The 22,505-nt window shown below is 66.9% G+C and carries 18 protein-coding genes; 7 read left to right on the top strand and 11 right to left on the bottom strand.

Annotation, left to right across the window (positions count from 1 at the left end; all coding sequences use genetic code 11):
- Positions 1-92: 92 nt before the first annotated feature.
- Positions 93-728 carry a c-type cytochrome gene (locus ABGV18_RS00870; RefSeq protein WP_396584409.1) on the bottom strand — a complete coding sequence of 212 codons (636 nt, stop codon included), beginning with the start codon at positions 726-728 and terminating at the stop codon, positions 93-95.
- 219 nt (positions 729-947) lie between these two features.
- Between ABGV18_RS00870 and yihA the strand changes: the two genes are divergently transcribed.
- A complete protein-coding gene (yihA, locus tag ABGV18_RS00865; RefSeq protein ID WP_449728364.1) occupies positions 948-1,628 on the top strand; it encodes a ribosome biogenesis GTP-binding protein YihA/YsxC in 681 nt (226 codons plus the stop codon).
- Positions 1,629-1,644: 16 nt separating this feature from the next.
- Here the strand turns inward: yihA and ABGV18_RS00860 are convergent, their stop codons facing one another.
- From ABGV18_RS00860 to ABGV18_RS00845, 4 genes are all read right to left on the bottom strand, one after another.
- Positions 1,645-2,379, bottom strand: coding sequence for an endonuclease/exonuclease/phosphatase family protein (locus tag ABGV18_RS00860; RefSeq protein WP_396584408.1), 735 nt, complete (start codon positions 2,377-2,379; stop codon positions 1,645-1,647).
- Positions 2,376-4,526, bottom strand: coding sequence for a VTT domain-containing protein (locus tag ABGV18_RS00855; protein WP_396584407.1), 2,151 nt, complete (start codon positions 4,524-4,526; stop codon positions 2,376-2,378). Before ABGV18_RS00855 ends, ABGV18_RS00860 begins: the two co-directional genes overlap by 4 nt.
- Before the next feature lie 85 nt (positions 4,527-4,611).
- The gene (locus tag ABGV18_RS00850; RefSeq protein WP_396584406.1) at positions 4,612-5,226 is read right to left on the bottom strand and encodes a DUF6064 family protein; all 615 of its coding nucleotides are present in this window, start codon (positions 5,224-5,226) and stop codon (positions 4,612-4,614) included.
- A gap of 8 nt (positions 5,227-5,234) precedes the next feature.
- On the bottom strand, positions 5,235-6,167 hold the full coding sequence (locus tag ABGV18_RS00845; protein ID WP_396584405.1) for an aldo/keto reductase: 933 nt from the start codon (positions 6,165-6,167) through the stop codon (positions 5,235-5,237).
- 354 nt (positions 6,168-6,521) lie between these two features.
- Here ABGV18_RS00845 and ABGV18_RS00840 point away from each other — a divergent pair, with 354 nt between their 5' ends.
- Positions 6,522-9,167, top strand: coding sequence for a diguanylate cyclase (locus ABGV18_RS00840; protein WP_396584404.1), 2,646 nt, complete (start codon positions 6,522-6,524; stop codon positions 9,165-9,167).
- Here ABGV18_RS00840 and ABGV18_RS00835 read toward each other — a convergent pair.
- From ABGV18_RS00835 to ABGV18_RS00810, 6 genes are all read right to left on the bottom strand, one after another.
- A complete protein-coding gene (locus ABGV18_RS00835) occupies positions 9,142-10,068 on the bottom strand; it encodes a LysR substrate-binding domain-containing protein (protein ID WP_396584403.1) in 927 nt (308 codons plus the stop codon). The genes ABGV18_RS00840 and ABGV18_RS00835 overlap by 26 nt on opposite strands.
- Positions 10,069-10,142: 74 nt before the next feature.
- Positions 10,143-11,507: a glutathione-disulfide reductase gene (gorA, locus tag ABGV18_RS00830; protein WP_396584402.1), complete on the bottom strand. Its 1,365-nt coding sequence runs from the start codon at positions 11,505-11,507 to the stop codon at positions 10,143-10,145.
- 173 nt (positions 11,508-11,680) lie between these two features.
- Positions 11,681-12,421 carry a glutathione peroxidase gene (locus tag ABGV18_RS00825; RefSeq protein WP_396584401.1) on the bottom strand — a complete coding sequence of 247 codons (741 nt, stop codon included), beginning with the start codon at positions 12,419-12,421 and terminating at the stop codon, positions 11,681-11,683.
- 292 nt (positions 12,422-12,713) lie between these two features.
- Positions 12,714-14,003, bottom strand: coding sequence for a diaminopimelate decarboxylase (lysA, locus tag ABGV18_RS00820; RefSeq protein ID WP_396584400.1), 1,290 nt, complete (start codon positions 14,001-14,003; stop codon positions 12,714-12,716).
- A 15-nt stretch (positions 14,004-14,018) separates the two neighbouring features.
- Entirely contained in the window at positions 14,019-14,195 is a 177-nt protein-coding gene (gene lptM / locus ABGV18_RS00815) for an LPS translocon maturation chaperone LptM (RefSeq protein WP_396584399.1), read from the bottom strand.
- A gap of 70 nt (positions 14,196-14,265) precedes the next feature.
- The gene (locus ABGV18_RS00810) at positions 14,266-15,606 is read right to left on the bottom strand and encodes a methyltransferase domain-containing protein (RefSeq protein WP_396584398.1); all 1,341 of its coding nucleotides are present in this window, start codon (positions 15,604-15,606) and stop codon (positions 14,266-14,268) included.
- Between the two features lie 370 nt (positions 15,607-15,976).
- Between ABGV18_RS00810 and ABGV18_RS00805 the strand changes: the two genes are divergently transcribed.
- The 5 genes from ABGV18_RS00805 to secD all read left to right on the top strand — a co-directional run bounded on the left by ABGV18_RS00805 (position 15,977) and on the right by secD (position 22,491).
- A complete protein-coding gene (locus ABGV18_RS00805) occupies positions 15,977-16,807 on the top strand; it encodes an alpha/beta fold hydrolase (RefSeq protein WP_396584397.1) in 831 nt (276 codons plus the stop codon).
- Between the two features lie 955 nt (positions 16,808-17,762).
- Positions 17,763-18,842, top strand: a complete 1,080-nt coding sequence (queA, locus tag ABGV18_RS00800; protein ID WP_396584396.1) for a tRNA preQ1(34) S-adenosylmethionine ribosyltransferase-isomerase QueA — start codon at positions 17,763-17,765, stop codon at positions 18,840-18,842.
- A complete protein-coding gene (gene tgt / locus ABGV18_RS00795; RefSeq protein WP_396584395.1) occupies positions 18,839-19,984 on the top strand; it encodes a tRNA guanosine(34) transglycosylase Tgt in 1,146 nt (381 codons plus the stop codon). Before queA ends, tgt begins: the two co-directional genes overlap by 4 nt.
- A gap of 182 nt (positions 19,985-20,166) precedes the next feature.
- Entirely contained in the window at positions 20,167-20,502 is a 336-nt protein-coding gene (gene yajC, locus ABGV18_RS00790; protein WP_396584394.1) for a preprotein translocase subunit YajC, read from the top strand.
- Between the two features lie 123 nt (positions 20,503-20,625).
- Positions 20,626-22,491, top strand: coding sequence for a protein translocase subunit SecD (gene secD / locus ABGV18_RS00785; protein ID WP_396584393.1), 1,866 nt, complete (start codon positions 20,626-20,628; stop codon positions 22,489-22,491).
- Positions 22,492-22,505 lie beyond the last annotated feature (14 nt).

Here is a 22,505-nt window from a genome sequence, read left to right as displayed (position 1 = left end):
GAGCCGTTCGTCAGCGGATTGAGACGCTGCTGCGCCGCTCGGTTTCCCCGACAAGCGCAGCAGGCCCGAGCGGCGCGGTGGCAAACGGGTGCTCAGTCGAGGCTGGCGATGTGTGCGGCCAGTGCGTCGATTTCTTCGTCGGAGAGTTCGGCGGCCAGCGGGATCATCAGCACGGCCTGACCGTGGGCGCGAGCGCCGCTGCGGTAGTCCTTGAGCGACTGGGCTGCGTACCCGGCGGTCAAGCCGCGCAGGGCCGGGAACCCGGCCGGCTGGTTGCCGTAGCCGTCGCTGTGGTGGCAGGCCGCGCAGGCGGCGACGCCTTCGCGGCCCTGATGGTACAGGTCCGCGCCCAACTCCGAGCCTTCGTCGGCTGGGCTGGCGACCTTGCGCCCCTGGGCGGCGTAGTAGACGGCGATGTCGCGGATCTGCTGGTCGCTCAGGCCGGCGGCCTGACCGTTCATGATGGCGTTCTCGCGCTTGCCGTCTCGATAGGCGGTCAGTTGCGAGGCGACGTACTTCGCCGGCTGGCCGGCAATCGACGGGAAGGCCGGGTTGTTGCTGTTGCCCTTGTCGCCGTGACAGGCGGCGCAGGACTGGGCCGCCTCGCGGCCGGCCTTGATCGAGCCGCCTTCGCTGGCCTGTACCGCGCCGGCGAAAAAGAAGAGTCCCAGAAGCATGCCGGCGGTGAAACGGCCGCGACGCGGCATCGGGTGAACTGCTGTCATCATCGCTAACAATCTCGTTGTGGTTCGCGTTCGGCCGGCCCTGGCCTCAAAGAAGATGTTTCGGAGCGCTCCGAGTATAGGGATCCAGCCGAGCAATTCACTGCGGCATTCCCAAATCGAGTCAGAGTGCCGCCAAAACGGCCCGTAATCAAACCGCATAAGTCACTCGCTTGCAACCTCGCGGCGTGGCAGGATGCCTGCGGAAAACACGGACTTGGGTCCGTGGCATTCTCCTCCCCCTTTACTAACGCCTGGTTGAACCGCATGACCGACGACGCCACTCGACACCAACGCCGCCTGTTCGACGCCGCCTCCTTCATCAAGAGCGCCCCGCGCCTGGCCGATATCGGCGAGGACATCGGCGCCGAGGTCGCCTTCGCCGGGCGCTCGAATGCCGGCAAGTCCACTGCGCTCAATGCCCTGGTCGGGCAGAAGGCGCTGGCGCGCACCTCGCGCACGCCGGGGCGCACCCAGATGATCAACCTGTTCGGCCTGGGCGGCGAGACGGAGGGTGCCCGCCGCCGGCTGGTCGACCTGCCCGGCTACGGTTATGCCAAGGTGCCCGAGCGGGTGCGCCGCACCTGGGGCGAGGCGATGGCGCAGTACTTCGCCGAGCGCCGGTCGCTGGTCGGGGTGGTGGTGATCATGGACATTCGCCACCCGCTTAAGGCGCTCGACCAGCAGATGCTCGATTACGCGATGGCGCGTGGCCTGCCGATACTCGCCCTCCTGACCAAGGCCGACAAGCTCAGCTTCGGCCAGGTCAAGCAGACCGTCGCGCGGCTGGCGCGCGAGCACCCCTTGCCTGACGGGGAGTGGATGGCCTTCTCCGGCACCAAGGGCACCCATGTGCGCGAGGTCCGCGACGTGATCAGCGAGTGGTTGGACCGAGCTCCCGATTGAATCAGACCGCGACGGATCAGCGCGTCTCGAGCGTGAGATCGGCGACCAGCGGCAGGTGATCGGAGATACGCGGCACGATCGGATCGCGGATCGCCTTGAGTGCGTGGGCGTGCAATGGCCCGCGGATCCATATCTGATCGAGTGGCAGCAGGGGCCGCCCGGCGGGAAAGGTACGACGTACCGGCAGGCGGGTCAGCTCACGGTGGAGCACCCGCAGGCTCCTCGCCCGCGGCAGCCACTCATTGAAATCGCCGGCCAGCACCAGCGGCGCGTCGGTCGGCAGGTCGGTCAATGCCTCGGCCAGTCGTCGCCCCTGCTCGCGACGCTCGACCAGGCCCAGCCCGAGGTGCACCACCCAGCAGTGCAGCGTCCTTCCGGGTAGATCGATGCGCGCCCTCAGCGCCTGGCGAGGCTCGCGGTTGACGTGCGAGAGCTCCAGCGGGGTCTCGGGATGAATCGGCCAGCGCGAGGCGATCAGGTTGCCAAACCCGGTCACTTCGCCGGGGCGGTGCAGGCAGCCGCGCTCGTGGGCCGGGGCGAACAGCCAGTGCGGCAGGAACGGTTGGAGCGCCCGCAGCAGGCGGTCGTCGGCCGGGTCGGCGGCGAGGTTGGCCTCCTGTAACGCGACCACGTCGGGCGCGAGCAGGCGCAACACCCGCGCGGTGCGCTCCGGGGTATAGCGGCCGCGGTGGTCGATGCAGCTGTGGATGTTCCAGGTCACGACACGCAGCCGACGCCCACCGGCAGTCATGACGCCCCCGATGCCTGCTCGCGCAGTGCCAGCCAGCGCGACAGCCCCCAGCCGATGCCGATGAATACTGCCGTGATCAGCGCCAGCAGACCGATCGCGGCCAGTGACGGCTCGAGCAGTGTGCGCAGGAGTTGGTCGGAAAACATCGTCAGTGCGATGGCGGCCGGTGCGAGCCCGGCCAGGCTGCCGATCAGGAAATCGCGAAAACCGATTCGGGTGGCGCCAGCGACCAGGTTGACCACCGCGAACGGGGCCAGCGGCACCAGGCGCAACGAAAAAACGGTCAGGATCCCGCGGCGGGCCAGCCGGCGCGACAACTCGTCGAGGCGCTTGCCCGCCAGCCGACGCAGCGCCTCGGCACCCAGGAACTGTCCGGCGGAAAAGCCGACCATCGCGGCGATCACCAGCGCACTATAGGCCAGACCAAACCCCGCCCAGGCGCCGAAGAGCAGCCCGGCGGCGATCACCATCGGCGTGGCCGGCACACCCAGCAGCAATCCCACCACCGCCAGGCCGAGAAACGCCCAGTTGCCGCCGGGCGTGTTACGGAGATCAACCAGCCCGTCGAGTAACTCGCGCGGGGCGATCGCCTCGCCCAGCGGGGTGAACTTGAGCAGGCCGGCGATCACCACGAACAGCGCGATCAGCAGGGCAAAGGCGGCCGCCTTGCGTCGCACGGGCCGGCGCGACTTTTTCTCGATGAACATGTCGATCAATTCCTCCGGCGGGCGGGCGCGTTCGGGGTCGATCACGGCCGCGTCGGGCACCTGGCGGTCGATCGCCGGATCGAGGGTGACGGTCAGCGGTTCGAGCCAGCGGTCCTCGCCCGGACGGTTGAGCGCGTCGATCGCCCCGGCGACCGAGCCCTGTTCGTCCTCGGCCGCTGCGATGGCCGCCGGCGTGGTGCCGAGGTGCTCGGCCAGCAGTTCGTGGCGCATGGCGGCGATCGCCGCGCGGCTCTCCTCGTGATCGCCGAGCAGCGAGAGATTGAGCTCGCTGTCGAAGCCCATCGAGCGATTCGAGGTGTTGGCCGAACCGAGATTGATCTCCCGGTCGTCGCCGATGACGAGCTTGGAATGCAGGCTCACCATGCCGGGCTCCAGACCGGCCACGGCCGGGTAATAGATCCGCAGGCGGCCATGGCGGTCGGCGGCGCGCAGTCGCTCGACCAGCCGGGCGCGCAGCACGTCCATGGTCAGGCGCTCGAGCCAGCCATCCTTTTCCCGCGGCAGCAGCAGGATCACCTCGGGGCCGTGCTCATGCGCGAGCCGGTCGATCAGGGCCTCGCCGACCCGGTGACTGGTGAAGTACTGGTTCTCGATGTAGATGCAGTCGCGCGCGACGCCGATCAATCGGCACAGCCGGGTCTCGATCTCGCGCACTTCCGATTGGTCGTGCCAGGCCGGCAGCGTGCGCGTGATGCCCACTAGGGCGTCATCGAGGGCAACGGCGACGTGCTGGGCCGGCCATGGCGCGGGGTGGTCGGTCTCGCCGGGCGGGTCGAGGCGCTCGCCGGTGGCGCGTTGCCAGCGCTCGCGCGCCAGTTCGCCCAGATCGTGTGCGATCGGTCCGCTCAGTGCGAAGGCCAGGTCGTGAAACGGTGGGTACGGGTGGCCATCCGGGTCGCGGCGCAACGGCTCGTCGGCGGCGTGAGCACGTCGATCCCAGCGCCATTTCGAGGGGTCGAAACCGCCGACTAGGGCCGCTCGGTCGTCGACGACCAGCATCTTCTGGTGCTGCGAGGCCCCCATTGGGTGCTCGCCGTCGAACTGCACCTTGAGACGCGGGTGACGGGCCATCGGGCGACTGAACAGCGGCAGCCATTCGCGCTCGAAGGCGTAGATCATGGCGAAGTCCCAGGGGAGCAGGTGGATCGTCAGTTCCGGGTTGTTCGTCAATGCCTGATTCAGCACGGCGGTCAGGTGACAGGGCGCCTGTTTCGCGTCGCAGGGGCGATGCATCTCGACGCGGCTGTCGATGTCCCAGCAGAGGATGATGGCCTGGCGTCGGGCCTGCCCGAGCATCTCGGCGAACGCCGGGAACCAGTGCTCGCCATCGATCACCAGGCCAAGACGATCGGCCCGGCCGGTGCGCCAGAAACCCTCGCCTGTTGGGGCAGCCTCATCGTTGGTGTGCGTTGTCGTCATGCGCGCGGTCGCGTCTCCGGTGCAGGGTGTCGGGGTCAAGAGCGTAGTTCACGCGGCTCGATTCGCCCGGCGGCAGCCGTGATCCTCAGGCGGTCAGCAACGCCCACCAGGTCAGTGCCGAAATCAAGAGCCAGGTTGCCGGCAGGACGAGCAGTATGCCCCGAATCGGCAGCCGGCCTCGCCGGGGCAGGTCGGCCATCAGCAGCAGACCGAGGGTGGCGATGGCCGTGGGGTCGGGCGCGACGGCAAACAGTTCCGTTCCCGCCAGCGGACGCCCGGCCGCCCACCAGGCGAGCGGGTGAAGCGCCAGCCCCCAGGTGGCCAGACCCAGCCCCAGCCAGTGACGGACTCGCCGCGGGCGGCCGAGGGCGAGCCCCGGCCCGATGGCGGTTAGGGTCAGCAGGGCGACGGCCTGGCCCGCGAACAGGGCGGCAAACCAGGGCGCGGCCAGGTTGATTTCCGCGTAGAGCCCGAAAAAGCGCCACGCCACCCAGATCCAGGCTGCGGCCAGCAGCACGGCAGCCAGCCGGTGAGCGCTGCCAGCCCGCAAAGCGGCCAGCCCCAGCATCGCCGCGGTCAGGCCAGCCAACAGCACGTGGCCCGGCCACAGGGCATCGTTCAGTCGTTCGAACACCCGGGCATAGATGGCCGGCGAGAACATCAGTAGATCGGCCAGGCGGTAGCTGAGCCAGGTGTCCATTGGCTGTCTTAAAGACCCCGGACGTGCTCGACCATGCGCTGGCGCAGGGCCTTGTCAGGCAGCGGCCCGCGCAGCGCGGTCATGTTTTCCCGCATATGGTCGACCCGGCTGGTGGCGGGAATCGCGCAGGTGACCGCCGGGTGGGCGATCAGGAACTTGAGCAGGTAGTCGGCCCAGTTCGCCAGCCCCGCCTCGCGCGCCCAGTCGGGGAACGGGTGGCGTTTGACCCGATCGATCAGGCGCCCGCCCTGGAAGGGCCGATTGGCGATAAAGGCGATGCCGCGCTCTTCGGCCAGCGGCAGCAGGCGACGTTCGGCCTCGCGGTTGCCCAGGCTGTAGCTGGCCTGAACGAAATCGATCGGCCAGTCGCGCATGATCGATTCGATCTCGGCGTGCCGACGGCCATGCGAGGTGGTGATGCCGACAAACCGCAGGCGACCCTCCTCGCGCATCTCGAGCAGGTGTGCCAGGTGCGCCTCCCAGGCGACCAGGTTGTGCACCTGCATCAGGTCCATCCGTTCGAGGCCCCAGCGACGCTCCGACTGGGCGACCTGCTCGGCGGTCGCATCTTCGTCCGGGGTCCAGACCTTGGAGGCGGCGAACAGCGGCGGGTCGCCGCCGATCTCGCTCAGGGCGTGGCCGAGCACCGCCTCGGACGAGCCGTACATGGGTGAGGAGTCCACCAGCGCCCCGCCGGCCTCGAAGAAGGCCCGCAGCACCGCCGTGCGCCCGGCCCGGGCCTCGGGATCCGAGCCGACGTTGAAGGTGATCCATGTACCCATGCCGATGGCCGGCAGCTCGCTGCCATCCGGCAGGCGACGGGTGATGAGGGCGTTCGTTTCGTGCGTGTCCTGGCCAAACGCGCCCGGCAGCCAGCCGGCGCCCAGGCCGGCGGCGGCCAGTTGCAGCAGTCGTCGTCGAGACAGATCGGGGTCTGGCATGGCAGGACCTCCGGTGGGCATCGAGGTTCCCCGCTGGCGGCTGGGGAGGGCTGGTTTGACCATAGTCGTCACGGTCGCGGCTGGCCAGTCGTTTTCTGCCGATTTTGGTGACGACAAACCCCCGTTAGAGAGGGGTGTTTGCGGTAATGATTGAGTATATTGAAAACAGAATATTCAAATATGTGATAATGCTTTTTTTAATTCTGATTTCAGCCGGCGCGGCGGCGACGTTATGCTAATCGGCCAATAATGACCACACGGTCTTTGTGGTCTTGTCGCGGCGGGCTACGGAGAGCGCTTGATTAACAGCCGAGCAGGTTGGCGGTTTTCTCGACCAAGGATGGGTAAAGGCCGATGGGGAACAACGGGCAATCGTCGGGGAGGAAGGCGGTAGGCCTTCTCTCCCATGTGATCGGTTGGTTCCGGTCATTGCGCGCGCTGATGCTGGTCGTCGCGCTGGTCGTCTCGGTGGCGGTCACCGCGGCGGTGTATCTGGCCACCGAGGCGGTCTTCACCCAAGCGGTGCAGCGCGCCAGCGTGCAGAACGCCCGGGTGTTGGCCGATGGCACCTTTAATGCCATGTACCAGATCATGCGTCAGGGCTGGACGCGGGATCAGCTCAACGAGTTCCTCGATTCCCTCAACCAGCGGGCCGACCCCGGTGCGGTGATCAACGTCTATCGTGGCTCCCGGGTCAACGAGCTGTTCGGGCGCCTCGAGCAGCCCGCCCCGGACAAGGCCGCCATGGCCGCCTTCGAGACGCGCCGGACCCACGTCGAGGCCGGTGCACAGATGGTGAGCTACGACCGCCCGCTGATCGCCAGCGCCGAATGCCTGCAATGCCACGTCAACGCCAGTGCCGGCGATGTCCTCGGCGTGCTCTCGATCCGTCAGCCGATCGGTCCGATGATCAACCAGGCGCACGAGGATCTGGTCGAGCGGCTGATGCTGATCGTGCCGGCCCCGGTGCTGGCGGCCTTGTTGATCGCCGGGCTGCTTAGCTGGCGGCTGGGGCGGTCGGTCAAGCGGCTCAACCGCTCGATCGAACAGGTCAATCGGGTCGAGGACCTGGCCGACCTGCGCTTCGCGGGCGCCTCGACCGGCTTTACCGAGTTCGACGAGGTCCTCTCCCGCGTCGATGCGCTGACCGACAAGGTCCGCGACGTGGCGATCGACCGCAACCTGCTGGAGTTCGAGATCGGACTGCTGGAGCATTTCGTCATCACCTCGGACGTCGTGCGCGACTGGCGTCGGTACGTGCGCGACCTGCTCGAAGAGATCAACCGGCAGTTCACGGTGCATGGCGTGTTCACGGCCTTCTCGATCGCCGATCGGCCGATCGGCGTGGACGTGTTCTGGCACGGCGAGGTCGACGAGGTGGTCGCCGCCCGACTTGACCGCGAGATCAGCCGGCGGGTGGGCGAGGGTTTCGGTAACCAGACCTATGACATCACGCCGCGCCAGCACCCCGGCCGGCAGGGCCCGCCGGTGACCGATGCCGGCCGCATCGACCTGCATACCAAGACCCTCTCGATGGACCTGCCGCCGATGCGGGGGATGGTGGGGTTGGTCGTGCCGATGGGCGAGGCGCGTGTGCCGGTGAAGAAGCTGGTGATCGAGTCGATCCTCTCGACCCTGATCAACGTGGTCGGCTCGGTCCGCGCGATCGAGCGTCACACCGAGGATCTCGAGTACTTCGCCACCCGCGACCCGCTCACCCGCCTGTACAACCAGCGCATGTTCTGGTCGCTGCTCGAGTACGAGATCGGCCGCGCCCAGCGTCACGAGTACCGCTTCGGCCTGATGGTGATCGACCTGGATGACTTCAAGCGGGTCAACGATCGCTATGGCCACGGGTTCGGTGACGACTACCTGCGTCGCGTCGGCGATCTGTTGACCACCAGCCTGCGCGATGGGGACATCGTCGCCCGGTACGGCGGCGACGAGTTCGTCGCCATCCTGCCCGATGCCGACGATGCGACCGCCGAGCAGGTGGCCGAGCGGTTGCTCGCCCGGGGTCAGCAGGCGGTGGTCGCCGCCCCCGATGGCGAGTCCCTGGTGTTGTCGCTGTCGATCGGTCTGGCGGTCGGGCCCGTGGATGCGGTGGACCCGGCCTCGGCGCAGGCGCTGTTCTCGCTGGCCGACCAGGCGATGTACCGCGCCAAGGCCGCCGGCAAGAACCGACTGGCGGTGGCCAATCGCGACGAGGTCCGGGCCGTCGAGCAGGCCGACGGTGCGACGCACGAGTCGATTACCGCGATCGACCCGGCGACGGTGTCGGTGGTCTACCAGTCGATTCGCCGGGCCGACGGTGCCGAGGTGGGTGCCGAGGTGTTCGCCCGCAGCCGGGTGGGTGATCGGCTGGTGCCGGCGGCCGAATTCGTGCGCGCCCTGGGGCGTGATCAATTGATCGACGGGGTCGACCGGCAGGTGGTCGAGCGGGCGCTGGGTGATCCGTTGATGGAGGGATTCGCCGGGCGGCTGTTTTTCAATATCGCGCCCACCAGCCTGATGGAAACACGTTTCATCGACTTCCTGCTCGCGGCCATCGAGCGCTCGCCGCTCGCGGCCTCACAGGTAGTGATCGAGATCAGCGAAAGCCCGCTGGCTGGCGAGATCGGGCCTTTGGTCGGGCCGCTGGCCGATCTGCGGGCCGCCGGGGTGCGCCTGGCGATCGATCATGCCGGCTCGGGCCGCGAAACTCTGAGTTACCTGCGCCGATTCGACGTCGACTACGTCAAGATCGAGGCCGACTGGTTGTGCGACCGCAAGGTCAGCCGCCGCGACCGGGCCTTTATCGATGGCCTGCTGACCATTGCCGAGACCCTCGGCGTGACCGTGATCGCGCACAATGTCGAGACCGACGCCCAGGTCGACCTCATCCGCGGGTTGGCGATCGACCTGATGCAGGGCTACCGCTTCGCCCGCGAGAGCCCGGTCCCGCCCGTGGTGCGTGTGTCACCGTCCGAGGCGATCAGCGGTCGGGGCGGGCCAGCGTGATGTCGCCCAGCCGTTCGCCGGCCTGCTCGCGGGCCAGGCGCAGGAAGGCATCCATGTAGGCCAGTCGATGCTCGTCGCGGCGCACCGCCAGGTGCATGGTCGCCGACAGGCCATCGCCCAGCGGCCGGGCGATGACGATCCCCCGGGTAAGCTCGTCGCTGATGGCCCATTTCGGCAGGGCCGCCACGCCGTGACCGCTGGCAACCCACTGGGCGATCATCGCGGTAAGTTCCGAGCGCCGCGACCCGGCCGGCTCGACCCCCGCCGGGTCGAGAAAGCGGCGGTAGATGTCGAGCCGTTCGCGCTCGACCGGGTAGCTGATGACTGTCTGGTCGGCCAGCATTTCGGGCGTGATGTGCGTCTCGGCGACCAGCGGGTGGTCGGGGGCGAGCACGAGCACGACCGGGTAGTGGAACAGCGGCTCGAAGCGCAATTCCGGGTCATCGACCGGATCGGAGCTGATCACCCCGTCGAGTTGACCGCGGCGCAGTGCGTCGATGGCATCGAAGCTGAATGACATCGACAGGTCGGTCTCGATCGAGGGCCACTGCGCGCGGTAGCGCTCGAGGGTGGGAATCAGCCAGGTAAAGCAGGAGTGGCACTCCAGCGCCAGGAACAACCGCCCGGTCGCCCCGCCGGCGATCTGGCGCAGGTCGCGGTCGAGCCGATCCACCTCCGGCAGCACGGTATCCGCGGCCGCGAGCAGGCGCCGTCCGGCCTCGGTCAGTCGCATGGGACGCGAGCTGCGCGAGAACAGCGGCGTCTCGTAATAGGACTCCAGCGCGCGGATCTGGTGCGACAGCGCCGACTGCGTCAGGTGCAGACGCTCGGCCGCCGCGGCCAGCGAGCCGGTCTGCTCGATGGCGCGGATGGTCTTCAGGTGGCGCAGTTCCAGGAACATGGATGAACCTCAAAAAAAACCGGCCGGGTCGCCCCGTGCCGGCCGTTTTGGTTTCGGACGAATGCCTCTTGCGGTCAGTCGCGCGGGCTCTTCAATGTCACCAGTTCCTCGGCCGAGGTCGGGTGGAGGGCGACGGTGTCGTCGAACTGGCCCTTGGTCAGGCCGGCCTTCACCGCCACCGCAAAGCCCTGCAGCATCTCGTCGGCGCCATCACCGACCAGGTGCAGCCCGGCGACGCGTTCCTCCTTGCCGATGCAGACCAGCTTCATCGCCGTCTTGAAGCCGTGGGCCGAGAGGGCGTAGCGCATTGGCGTGAAGGTGGTCTCGTAGACGGTCACCTGCTTCTTGCCGAATCGTTCGATTGCCTGTGGCTCGGTCAGGCCCACGGTGCCCAGCGCCGGGTGGGCGAAGACCACCGTCGGGATGGTGTCGTACTCGAGGTGCGCGTCGTTCTGGCCGTCGAACAGGCGATCGGATAGCCGCCGTCCGGCGGCGATGGCCACCGGGGTGAGCGGGTACTTGCCGATGATGTCGCCGATGGCGTAGATGCCCTCGACATTGGTGTTCTGATAGGCATCCACCGGGATCATGCCGTTCTTTTCCACCTCGACGCCGGCCTGGTCAAGACCGATGTCATCGGTGTTCGGCTTGCGGCCGACCGCCCAGATGACCTGGTCGAACGGGCCGAGTTTCTCGCCGTCCGCGCCGCGGATGATCGTGCCCTTGTCGGTCTTTTCCAGCTTGGAGACCTTATACGGCAGGTGGGTCTCGATGCCCATCTGGTGCAGGTTCTCGGTGGCCGTCTCGCGGATCAGCGGGTCGAACGGCGCGAGCACGGTGTCGAGCATGTCGAGCAGGGTCACCTCGCTGCCCAGCGAGCGCAGCACGCCGGCTAGTTCCACGCCGATGTAGCCACCGCCGATCACGGCGGTCTTCTTCGGCAACGCGTCGAGCTCGAAGAAGCCGTCCGAGGTGATGCCGTGCTCGGCGCCCGGCACCGGCGGCACCAGCGGGCGGCCGCCGGTGGAGATCACGATGTGATCGGCGGTGTAGGTGGTGCCGTCGACATCGACCTTCTTGTCACCGGCCAGGCGACCGTAGCCGTCGATGACCTCGAGCTTGAGGTCCTTGGCGTAGCCGTCCCAGAAACGGGTGATGCCGGCGATGAACTCGCGGCGCTTTTTCGCCAGCGTGCCGAAGTCCACCGCGCCCGGCGCCTCGGGGAAGCCCCAGTCGGCGGCATCCACCCGGTCGTGGGCGAGGTTGGCGGCGTACCACATGACCTTCTTCGGCACGCAACCGACGTTGACGCAGGTGCCGCCGAGCGCGGTCGGCTCGACCACGGCGACCCGCTTGCCGTGCTGGGACGCCCGCTCGGCGACCGCCAGACCGCCGGAGCCGCCGCCAAGGACGATCATGTCGAAATGCTTGCCACTCATGGATGTCTCCCGAAAGGGGTGTCAGAAAATGCGGTGGGGTGCCAAGACCGGTCTGGTCGGCAGGTCCACGCACGATTGAAGCTGAGTGAGGCTTTCGTCTGCCTTGCCCTGCGTGGCAGGCGAAAGCCGGCCCGGGGATCCCGGGCCGGTGCTGGCATCAGATCAGACGGTGATCAGTAGCCCTTCTGCTTGAGCCAGGTCTCGACTTCCTCGCTGCCACCGACGCGCTGACCGTCGATGTAGACCTGCGGGACCGTTTCGGTCTGGGCCACGGCGCGCAGGGCGCGCAGGTCGACATCTTCACCGACGATGATCTCGTCGAACTCCAGTCCCGCGTCGTGCAGCATGCCCTTGGCGCGGGCGCAGAACGGGCAGCCCTTGCGCGAGAACATCATGATCGAGTGCGGCTTCTTGGCGTTCGGTGCGAGCCAGTCGAGCATGGTGTCGGCGTCGGAGACCTCGTAGGGGTCGCCCGGCTTCTCCGGCTCGATGAACATCTTCTCGATGGTGCCGTCCTTGACCAGCATCGAATAGCGCCAGGAGCGCTTGCCGAAACCGAGGTCGTCCTTGTCGACCAGCAGGCCCATGCCATCGGTGAAGTCGCCGTTGCCGTCCGGGATGAAGCGGATCCGGTTGGCGTCCTGATCGATGGCCCACTCGTTCATGACGAAGGCATCGTTGACCGAGATGCAGACGATCTCGTCGACGCCGTGCTTCTTGAACACCGGCGCCAGCTCGTTGAAGCGCGGCACGTGGCTCGAGGAGCAGGTCGGCGTGAAGGCGCCCGGCAACGAGAAGACGGCGACGGTCTTGCCCTTGAAGATCTCGTCGGTGGTCACGTCGACCCAGTCGTGGTTCTGACGGGTGCGGAAGGTGACGTTGGGTACCTTCTGGCCTTCGCGATTTTCCAGCATGGAAAGTCTCCTATATCAGTTTGAGAGTAAAAATGACGTAAAACCGGGGCGGGCGGCAGCGAATCGCGCTGACATACCCGTTGCCCCGAGAAATTGGGGTCGAAATCGACAAATGCAATGCTCGCAGAAGTGGGCGGGCAACATCCCCACGGGATGCTCCCTACACATGGCTGCGAATGCCATAGAGCTTAGTCGAGGGATTTGATCGAAAGAAATTGTATTTATCGATCTTTTCTATAGAGATTGGCTATTAAAAAGCCGTCGGGGGGCGATGGCGGGGTGGCCGACTGGGTCAGTCGGCGACAGGGAGTTGTTCGAGGGCCCAGAGGGAGTCGAGCGGTTCGCGCCGGCGGATTTCATGGACGGTGTGACCGTCGACCAGCACCTCCGCGGTGCGGGGGCGGGTGTTGTAGTTCGAGGCCATGGAAAAGCCGTAGGCACCGGCGCCCAGTACCGCGAGCAGGTCACCCTGGGCCAGTTCCAAGGCACGGCCATGGCCAAGAAAATCGCCGGTCTCGCAGATGGGGCCGACGATCTCCCAGGTGTCCATGTCGCGGTCGCCCGGCGCTTGGCCAGCGAGGACGATCGCCATGTCGCTGCCGTAGAGGGCCGGGCGCATCAGGTCGTTCATGGCGGCGTCGACGATGGCAAACGACTTGTGCTCACCGGGCTTGAGGTATTCGACCCGGGTGAGCAGCGCCCCAGCCGGGCCGGCGATAAAGCGACCCGGCTCGATCCAGATCGGCAGCTCGCGGGCCAGCGGGTCCGCGTCGACCACCGAGCGGATCGCCTCGATCCAGTCGGCAGCCGCCGGCGGGGTCTCGTCGGTGTACCGGATGCCGAGCCCGCCGCCGAGATCGAGGTGCTGGAGGGTGATGCCCCGCTCGGCCAGGCGGTGCGCAAGATTCATCACTCGCTCGGCGGCATCGCGGAAGGGGCTGACGTCGGTCAGTTGCGAGCCGATGTGGCAATCGATGCCCGTGACCTCGAGTGCCGGATGCGCGTGCGCCCACTCGTACAGCGGCAGCGCTTCGTCGATCGCGATGCCGAACTTGTTGTCCTTGAGCCCGGTGGAGATGTAGGGGTGCGTGCGGGCATCGACGTCCGGGTTGACGCGCAGCGAAATCGGCGCGATTTGCTGCATTGCGGCGGCAATGTCGGCAATGCGCTGCAATTCCGCCTCGGATTCGACGTTCAGGCAGCCGATGCCCGCCTCGAGCGCGCCGCGGATCTCGTCGGCCGACTTGCCCACCCCGGAGAACACGCATCGGCCGGGGTCGCCGCCGGCGGCCATCACGCGGGCCAGCTCGCCGTAGGAGACGATGTCGAAGCCGGCCCCCAGGCGTGCGAGCACGTTGAGGATGCCGATGTTGCTGTTGGCCTTGACCGCGTAGCAAATGCGGTGGGCCCGCTCGCCGAAGGCGGCGGTCAGGGCATTGAAGGCCGATTCGATCGCCGCCCGTGAGTAGACATAGGTGGGCGAGTCGAAATGCTCGACGATTTCGCCGGCGCTGACCTGCTCGATCTGAAGATCACCGACGTCATTGCGGGAGAAGAAGGGGGGCAGTTCGCTCTGGGGCACGGCGAGGCTCCGGGGTCAGTCCTGGTTGGTGGTGGCTGCGGCTGATGCGGTGTCGTCGGTCGAGGTGATCGGTTCGTCCGCGGGGAGGTAGAGGGGGCCTTTCTGGCCACAGCCGGCCAACAGCAGGGTGGCCAGCAGCATCCCGGCACCGAGGCGGCGGGACAGCATTGGGGTCGGCGAAGGGCGTTGCATGCGGACTCCGGGGCCCGGCGGGCCGTTGGTACAGCGGTGTTCGGATTCGATTGGTGGCCCCGATTATGCCTCAAGCGACCGATCGGTTGGGCGAAGGGTCGGTCGGCGCTTGCAGGCAGGCAATGAAAAAGCCATCGCAGCCATGCTGGTCGGGGCGCAGGCGGATCCAGCCGGCGGCGGTAATGGTGTCATCGGGCAGATCGTCGAGCGACGGGCGAATCGTATTCCAGTCGGGGTGCCGGGCGAGAAAGGCCGCGACGATGGCCTCGTTCTCCGCCGGCCACAGGCTGCAGGTAGCGTAGACCAGCCGCCCGCCGGGACGCGTGGCGCTCGCCCCCTGTTCGAGCAGCTGGCGCTGCGTCTGGGCGAGGCCATCCCAGTCGATGTCGGCCCAACGCAGTTCCGGGTGGCGTCGCCAGGTGCCTGAGCCGCTGCAGGGGGCGTCGATCAGCACGCGATCGAATTCGGCGAGATCCACGGGCAGTGGCTGGGTGGCATCCACCGTGCGCAACTCGAGTTCGGTGTCGCCATGACGCTGGGCGCGCGTGCGCAACCGATCGAGACGGTCGGGGTGAAGGTCGCAGGCGGTCAGGTGCAATTGCCCGCGGGCCTCGTCGAGTAGCCCGAGGGTCTTGCCACCGGCCCCGGCACAAAGGTCCAGCACCCGCTCGCCCGGCTGGGCTTCAAGCGTGCGTACCACCCACTGGCTGCCGGCATCCTGGATCTCGAAACCACCGGCCTCGAAGCTGGGCAGGCGGGTCAGGCGTGTGGGGTGCTCGAGCCGGATGCCCAGCGGCAGTCCCGCGATGGTCTTGGCCTCGATGTCCGCCTCGGCCAGCTCGTCGATCAGGGCGTTGCGCTCGCCGTGGCGTGGATTGGCATGCAGATCCACGGGGGCGCGGCCATCCAGTGCCCGGGCCAGCGACTCCGGGTGATCGGGCTGCCAGGCCTGCCATTGCTCCGCGGCGGCGGGTGGCAGATTGAAGCGAACGCTCCAGGGCAGGGAGTCGAACGGCTGGGCGCGCCGCCGTGCCAGGGTGGCGGTGGTTTCCGGTGTCAGCCCCGCCGCCTCGGCGAGCACCGGGTCGAGTGCCTCGGCCAGCGAGAGGGTCGCGGCGACCCGCGCGGCCATGCTTGGCGCGTGCTCGTCGAGCAGCCAATCGAGCGCTCGGCGCTGTCGCAACACGAACAGGGTCAGTTCGCGCACCCGCTCACGATCCCGCCGCCCCATCTTGCGTCGCGTGGCCAACTCCCGTTGCAGGCTGCGGTCGGCGGGCAGGCCCTGCTCGGTGATGCGTTCGAGCAGTTCGGCGGTCAGCAGCAACTGGGCCGGGAAGGTGCGCCCGCGGGGCAGGTCGGGGCGGGGCCAGTCGTCGAGGGGCGGGCGTTCGGGTTCGATCGGGTCGGTCATGAGGGCTCGGCGGTCGTTGGGGCTGGCGTTTGGTAGTATCTCACGATCTCGCATGCCCCCGATTGGGGCGCCCGATTCCACCAAGGAAGGTCTGCACGAATCCGATACCGCTCTGCGTGCCTTGAGTCGGGCAGATGCAAGGCGATCGTCCGCTGTGTAAGAGTTGTTCTCTTTCCAAGGGCGACAACGCAGCAGGTGCCCGACTCAAGGCTCACCCTGCGGGGCTCGGCGAGTCGCCCGTGCTCGGCGTTGCGTCGTCTTGGCGTGGCCAACGCACGCCAAGACGACGCGCCTTGATCACGAACGACTCGCCGGGCCAGAGTGGCATCGGATTCATGCAGGCCTTCCTCAACAGAGACATGTCATTTCAATGAGCACGCAAGCAAACGGCGGGGCAAACACGGCGGTCGACCTGCACTTCGAGGAGCGTGGCGGCGGTCTGCCGGTGATCATCATGCACGGATTGTTCGGCTCGCTGTCGAACTGGCGCGGCATCGCCCAATCGTTGAGCGCGAACTACCGGGTCATCAATCTCGATCTGCGCAACCACGGTCGTTCGCCCCATGCCCCCGGGCTTTCCTACGAGGCGATGGCCAAAGACGTCCTCGCGGTGATGGATCGGCTTGGAGTCGAGCGCGCCCACCTGATTGGCCATTCATTAGGCGGCAAGCTCGGCATGGTGCTGGCCGATCGTCACCCCGAGCGGATTGCCCGGTTGGCCGTGGTCGATATCGCGCCGAAGTGGTATCCGCCGTGGCACAAGGATGTCTTCGCGGCGCTGGATGCCGTCGACCTGGCAACGCTCGAGTCGCGTGACCAGGCGCGTCAGCAGATGGCCGCGCATGTGTTCGAGCCCGAGGTGCGAGCATTCCTCGCCGCGAACCTCGAGCAGGTCGACGGTCAGTGGCGCTGGCGGTTCAACCTGCCTGAGCTCAAGGCGGCCTACGAGCAGACGTCCGACATGCCGACGTTGTCGGGTTTCTACCTCGGGCCGGCGCTGTTCATCCGTGGCGCTCGGTCGGCGTATATCGAGGCGGGCGACGAGGAGCGCATCGGCCGCGACTTTCCGCAGAGTTGCATCGTCACCCTGGAACAGGCGCGCCATTGGCCGCACATCGAGGACACGGCCGGATTCCTCGATGCGGTCACCCGCTTTTTCGCCCACGGTTGCCACGATTTCCCGGCGCGGCCGATCGGGTAGTCGGCCCGTGTAGGAAAATTCCTACAAAAGAAATCGAAAATTCCTACGAAACTTTCGGCAATTTCGTCTATCCAGCCGGCGTCAGAGCGCGCATCATGCACCCGTGCTTGGATGCACAGGGCAGGAAGCCCAACCGGCCAGGGAGGCCGAGGGATCGTACGGCGGACAGGATGTCCGCGCAGGATGCACCGGCAGAGGATCTGCCAGACCGGGTGGTCGGGTTCGCCCGACGCGCGCACGGCGCTCTTTTAAGGAAGCGCACCGTAAACAACCGGACTTCGGGATAGAGCCCAGGTTGTTTGTGGGCCGCCAGGAAGGCTGCGGCGCGTTCGGCAAGGAGGCCGGGCCCGGTAAACGGATCTAGCCAAGTGCCCAGGATGGGCGCTGCCACGGACGGCAAGGGACGATTCCGCGCAGGACGCGTGCTTGATGCAGGATGGCATCGCTGAAAAAAAACGGTGGTAGACGCCGGCAACAACAAGCAACCGCAGGAACGGTCAGCGGCGAGACAAGAATCAACAGGATCGGCAACGGATTTTGCCCTTGTCTTAAGGAAAAGCACTCGCCACACCGGACCCAGGGATCGGGACCCAAGACTCAGCACAGGGACAATGCGCCGGATCCATGCCGCAGGGCAGGATCATTTCCCGGCCAGGAAGGCCCTCCTTCTTTTTCGTAAACGATGACCCAAGACCACCCTCTGAGTGACTCAGATTCGGGTGTTTTTTGCGTGTGCGTTTTGGCATTCCCGGGCCGAGCAGGGTCGCGACCTGTTTTGGGGTGTCCCTCGTCGATTTCGGCAGCCGCGTTTGGCGTTTCACCTCGGACAGGGCGGCGAGTTGGGTCTTCTGGCGGGGGAAGGCCTGGGGCCGATATCGAGCGCAAGTGCCGCTTGCCCGTGCTCTTGGTTCCCTTGGTGGCCTGTCCCCGCGCGGCGGGGTAGACTGCGCCGGCCATGAAGCTCGACGCCTATGATTACCACCTGCCCCCCGAACGGATCGCCGCCCGCCCGGCCGAGCCGCGCGAAGCGGCGCGCCTGCTGGTGCTGCCGGCGACGGGTGAGTTCATCCATCGCCACATCGGTGATCTTCCCGACCTGATCGCACCGGGTGATCTCCTGCTCCTGAACGATACCCGCGTGATCCCGGCCCGAGCCTTCGGGCACAAGGCCTCTGGTGGCAAGGTGGAGTTCCTGCTCGAACGGCTGCTGGATACCGAGCGGGCGCTGTGCCATCTGCGCAGCAGCCGCTCGCCACGGATCGGCGCCGAGCTGATCATGGAGGGCGGCGCTCGACTCGAAGTGACCGGTCGTGACGGGGCGTTGTTCGAGGTGAGACTGCTCGGCACCCGTCCTTCGGCCGGCATGCTGGGCTGGCTGGAGGCGCATGGTCACATGCCCTTGCCCACCTACATCGAGCGCGCGGACGACGACCAGGATCGCCACGATTACCAGACGGTGTTTGCCCGTCGCGACGGCGCGGTGGCTGCCCCCACCGCCGGACTTCATCTGACCGAGGCGCTGCTCGAGCGCCTACGCGCCAAGGGTGTCGAGACGGCCTTCGTCACCCTGCACGTCGGCGCGGGCACCTTCCAGCCGGTGCGCAGCGAGACCATCGAGGCGCACGAGATGCATCGCGAATGGACCGAGGTGCCGCAGACCACGGTCGAGGCCGTCGCCGCGGCCCGTCGGCGCGGCAATCGCGTGATCGCGATCGGCACCACGGCGGTCCGGGCGATCGAAACGGCCGCCCGGGCGCACCCCGAGCCCGCCGCACGCGGCGAGATCGGCCCGTTCGTCGGCGACACCCAGTTGTTTCTCTACCCCGGCCAGCCGTTGCACGTCATCGACGCGATGCTGACCAACTTCCACCTGCCCCGCTCGACGTTGTTGATGCTGGTTTCGGCGTTCGCGGGGCGCCAGCGGGTGCTGGCCGCCTATCGCGAGGCCATCGAGCGCGGCTACCGCTTCTATTCCTTTGGTGATGCCATGTTCATCGAGACCACTGCCGGCGTCGAGGGCGCACAGACCGCATGAAATTCGAGCTGCATGACTGCACCCGCACCAAGACCGATGCCGACCGTCTGGCGGGGCCGCGCCGGGGCCAGGTCCGCTTCGCCCGCGGCGTGATCGACACGCCGGCATTCATGCCCGTGGGTACCTACGGCACGGTCAAGGCGCTCACCCCGGAGGAGTTGACCGACCTGGGCGCGCAGATCGTGCTGGGCAACACGTTTCACTTGATGCTGCGTCCGGGCACGGAGATCATTCGCCTGCACGGTGACCTGCACGACTTCATGCACTGGGAGCGTCCGATCCTGACCGACTCGGGCGGCTTTCAGGTGTTCTCGCTGGCCGAGATGCGCAAGATCACCGAGGAAGGCGTGCGTTTTGCCTCGCCCGTCAACGGCGATCGCGTGATGCTCACCCCCGAATCCTCGATGCAGGTTCAGCACGAACTGGGGTCGGACATCCAGATGATCTTCGACGAGTGCACGCCGTACCCGGCCACGCCGGAGGTGGCCGGTGCCTCGATGCGCCTGTCGCTGCGCTGGGCGGCGCGGTCGAAGACGGCATTCGAGTCGCTCCGCCCGGAAGGCTCGGATCGCGCCCTGTTCGGCATCGTCCAGGGCGGCATGCACGAGGCCCTGCGCCGCGAGTCGGCCGCCGGGCTGGTCGACCTGGGTTTCGATGGCTACGCCGTGGGTGGCCTTTCGGTGGGCGAGCCGCTTGCGGAGCGCAACGCGGTGCTCGAGTTCACCCTGCCCGAGTTGCCGGCCGATCGCCCCCGCTACCTGATGGGGGTGGGCAAGCCCGAAGACCTGGTCGAGTCGGTCGCCCGCGGGGTGGACATGTTCGATTGCGTCATGCCGACGCGCAACGCGCGCAATGGCCACCTGTTCACGCGTTACGGCGACGTACGCCTGAAAAATGCCCGCTACGCCACCGACGTCCGGCCGCTCGACGAGAACTGTGACTGCTATACCTGTCGGCACTACTCGCGCGCCTACCTCAAGCACCTGCACAAGGCGCGCGAGGTGCTGGGCGCGCGGCTGTGCACCATCCACAACCTGCACTACTACCAGGTGCTGATGGCCGAGATGCGCGCGGCGATCGAGGTCGATGCCTTCGAGGCATTCCGCAGCCGTTTCTACACCGAGCGCGAACGCGGCGTTTGATCGGGATAAGGGCGCGCCGCTTCCGGAGAAAGGGCGTGATCGCTCGGTAAGGCCAGTGGCCAGTGTGAACGCCCCGGGCGGTGCGGTCGCCCAGCCCTACTGAGATTTCTTCGGCTTGTGGCATACTCCGGGGCTGTTTTCAAAACCAACCAAACAACACGAAATCGGGAGCGACCACCACGATGTTCTTTATCAGCGATGCCATGGCCCAGGCGGAAGGGGCCGGTGAGCCGAGCCTGCTGGCAACCTTCCTGCCGCTGCTGCTTATCTTCGCCGTCATGTACTTCTTGTTGATCCGTCCGCAGATCAAGCGTCAGAAGGAGCACAAGAAGCTGATCGAGGCGATCGAGAAGGGCGACGAGGTGGCGACCACTGGTGGCGTGCTCGGTCGTGTCGTCGATCTCGGTGACACGCTCCTGGTGCTGGAAATCGCCGAAGGCACCACGATCGTGGTGCAGCGGTTCGCCGTGAGCACGGTCATGCCCAAGGGCACCATCAAGGACGCACGCGAGGCCTGATCCTCGCTATTTCCCAGGGCTCGCATGGCGGGCCCTCTTGTTTTTGTCGCCCGCCGGCCAGGGATGCGTGTCGGCGGGTCGCGTCCCGGTCCCGGGGCGCCTTTCCACGCGAAGGCCTAGAAGATGAACCGCTATCCCCTGTGGAAGAATCTGATCGTCGTCGTTGTCGTGCTGGTGGGGTTGTTCTACGCCCTGCCGAACTTCTTCGGTGAAGAGCCGGCCCTGCAGATATCCAAGCGCGACGGCAGCATGGAACAGGCCGCCCTGTCCGAGGCGCAAAGCGCTCTGCGAGCCGCCGGCATCGATTACATCCGTGCCGAGATGCAGGACGACTCCGGTCTGATCCGTTTCAACTCCACGGACGATCAGCTCGAGGCGGTCGACGTGGTGCGCGCCGCCCTCGGCGGTGATTACCCCGTTGCCCTCAACCTTGCTCCGGCCGCGCCGACCTGGCTGACCGATCTCGGCGCCCTGCCGATGTATCTGGGCCTGGACCTGCGCGGGGGCGTCCATTTCCTGATGCAGGTGGACATGGGCGCGGCGGTCAACACCGCGCTGGACCGTCGTGTTGATGGCATGCGTGCCGACCTGCGCGGCGAGCGCCTGCGTTATGTCTCCGCCGAGGTCACCGACGAGCAGCGCATCCAGGTGCGTTTCCGTGATGCCGAGTCTCGGGATCAGGCCATCGAGCAGTTGACGGAAGACTACGAGGATCTCGAGCTCGATTCGGCGGAAATCGACGGTGATCCGTACCTGACGGCGACGATGACCGATGAGGGTGTCGAGACCGAGCGCCGCGCCGCCCTCGAGCAGAACATCACCACCCTGCGCAACCGCGTCAACGAACTGGGCGTGGCCGAGCCGCTGATCCAGCAGCAGGGCGACAGCCGTATCGTGGTCGAGCTGCCGGGCATCCAGGACACGGTGCGCGCTAAGGAGATCCTCGGCGCAACGGCCACGCTGGAATTCCGCCTGATCCACGGCGCGCCGGCCGACTGGGTCGATGCCGACGAGTCCGGCAGCGTGCCGCCGCAGGCACGCCTCTATCACCGTCGCGATGGTGGCCCGGTGCTGCTCAAGCGCCAGGTGATCGTCACGGGCGACCGGGTCACCGGGGCCTCCTCGGGTTTCGATCAGGATTCCGGCTCGCCGGCGGTATTCGTCAACCTCGACAGCCAGGGCGCGCGGCGCATGGCCGACATCACCGGCGACAACATCGGCCAGCAGATGGGCGTGGTGTTCCTCGAGAACCGCATCGACACCACCGTCGACGAGGACGGCAACCTGATCGAGGAAAAGAAACTGGTCGAGGAGGTGATCAACGTCGCCACCATTCGTGACCAGCTGGCGAACCGCTTCCAGATCACCGGTCTCGACTCCTCGCAGGAGGCGCGTGACCTCTCGCTGCTGCTACGTGCCGGCGCCCTGCGTGCCCCGATGGATATCGTCGAGGAGCGCACCGTCGGTCCGAGCCTGGGCGCCGAGAACATCCAGGCGGGTGTGAACGCCGCCATTCTCGGCTTCGTGCTGGTCTCGATCTTCATGATGATCTACTACCGCGTGTTCGGCGTGATCGCCGTGGTCGCGCTGGTGACCAACCTGGTCATCATCGTGGCGGTGCTTTCGATGCTGCAGGCAACACTCACGTTGCCGGGTATTGCCGGGATCGTGCTGACCGTGGGCATGGCGGTGGACGCCAACGTGCTGATCTTCGAGCGCATCCGCGAGGAGGTCAGGAACGGCATGACGCCGCACGCGGCGATGAAGGCCGGCTACGAGCGGGCGTTCGCCACCATCCTGGATGCGAACATCACCACCCTGCTGGCGGCACTTGCCCTGTTCGCCTTCGGCACCGGGCCGGTCAAGGGTTTTGCCGTGACGCTGTCGATCGGCATTCTCGCCTCGGTGTTCACCGCGGTGATGCTGTCGCGAGCGCTGGCCAACTTGGTCTACGGCCGCCAGGCGCGCCTGAAGGGACTTTCCATCTGAGCCGGCCAGGTGCC

The organism is Guyparkeria halopsychrophila (genome assembly GCF_044582135.1).
Classification (GTDB): Bacteria; Pseudomonadota; Gammaproteobacteria; order Halothiobacillales; family Halothiobacillaceae; genus Guyparkeria.
This window is presented reverse-complemented; position numbering and strand designations above follow the sequence as displayed.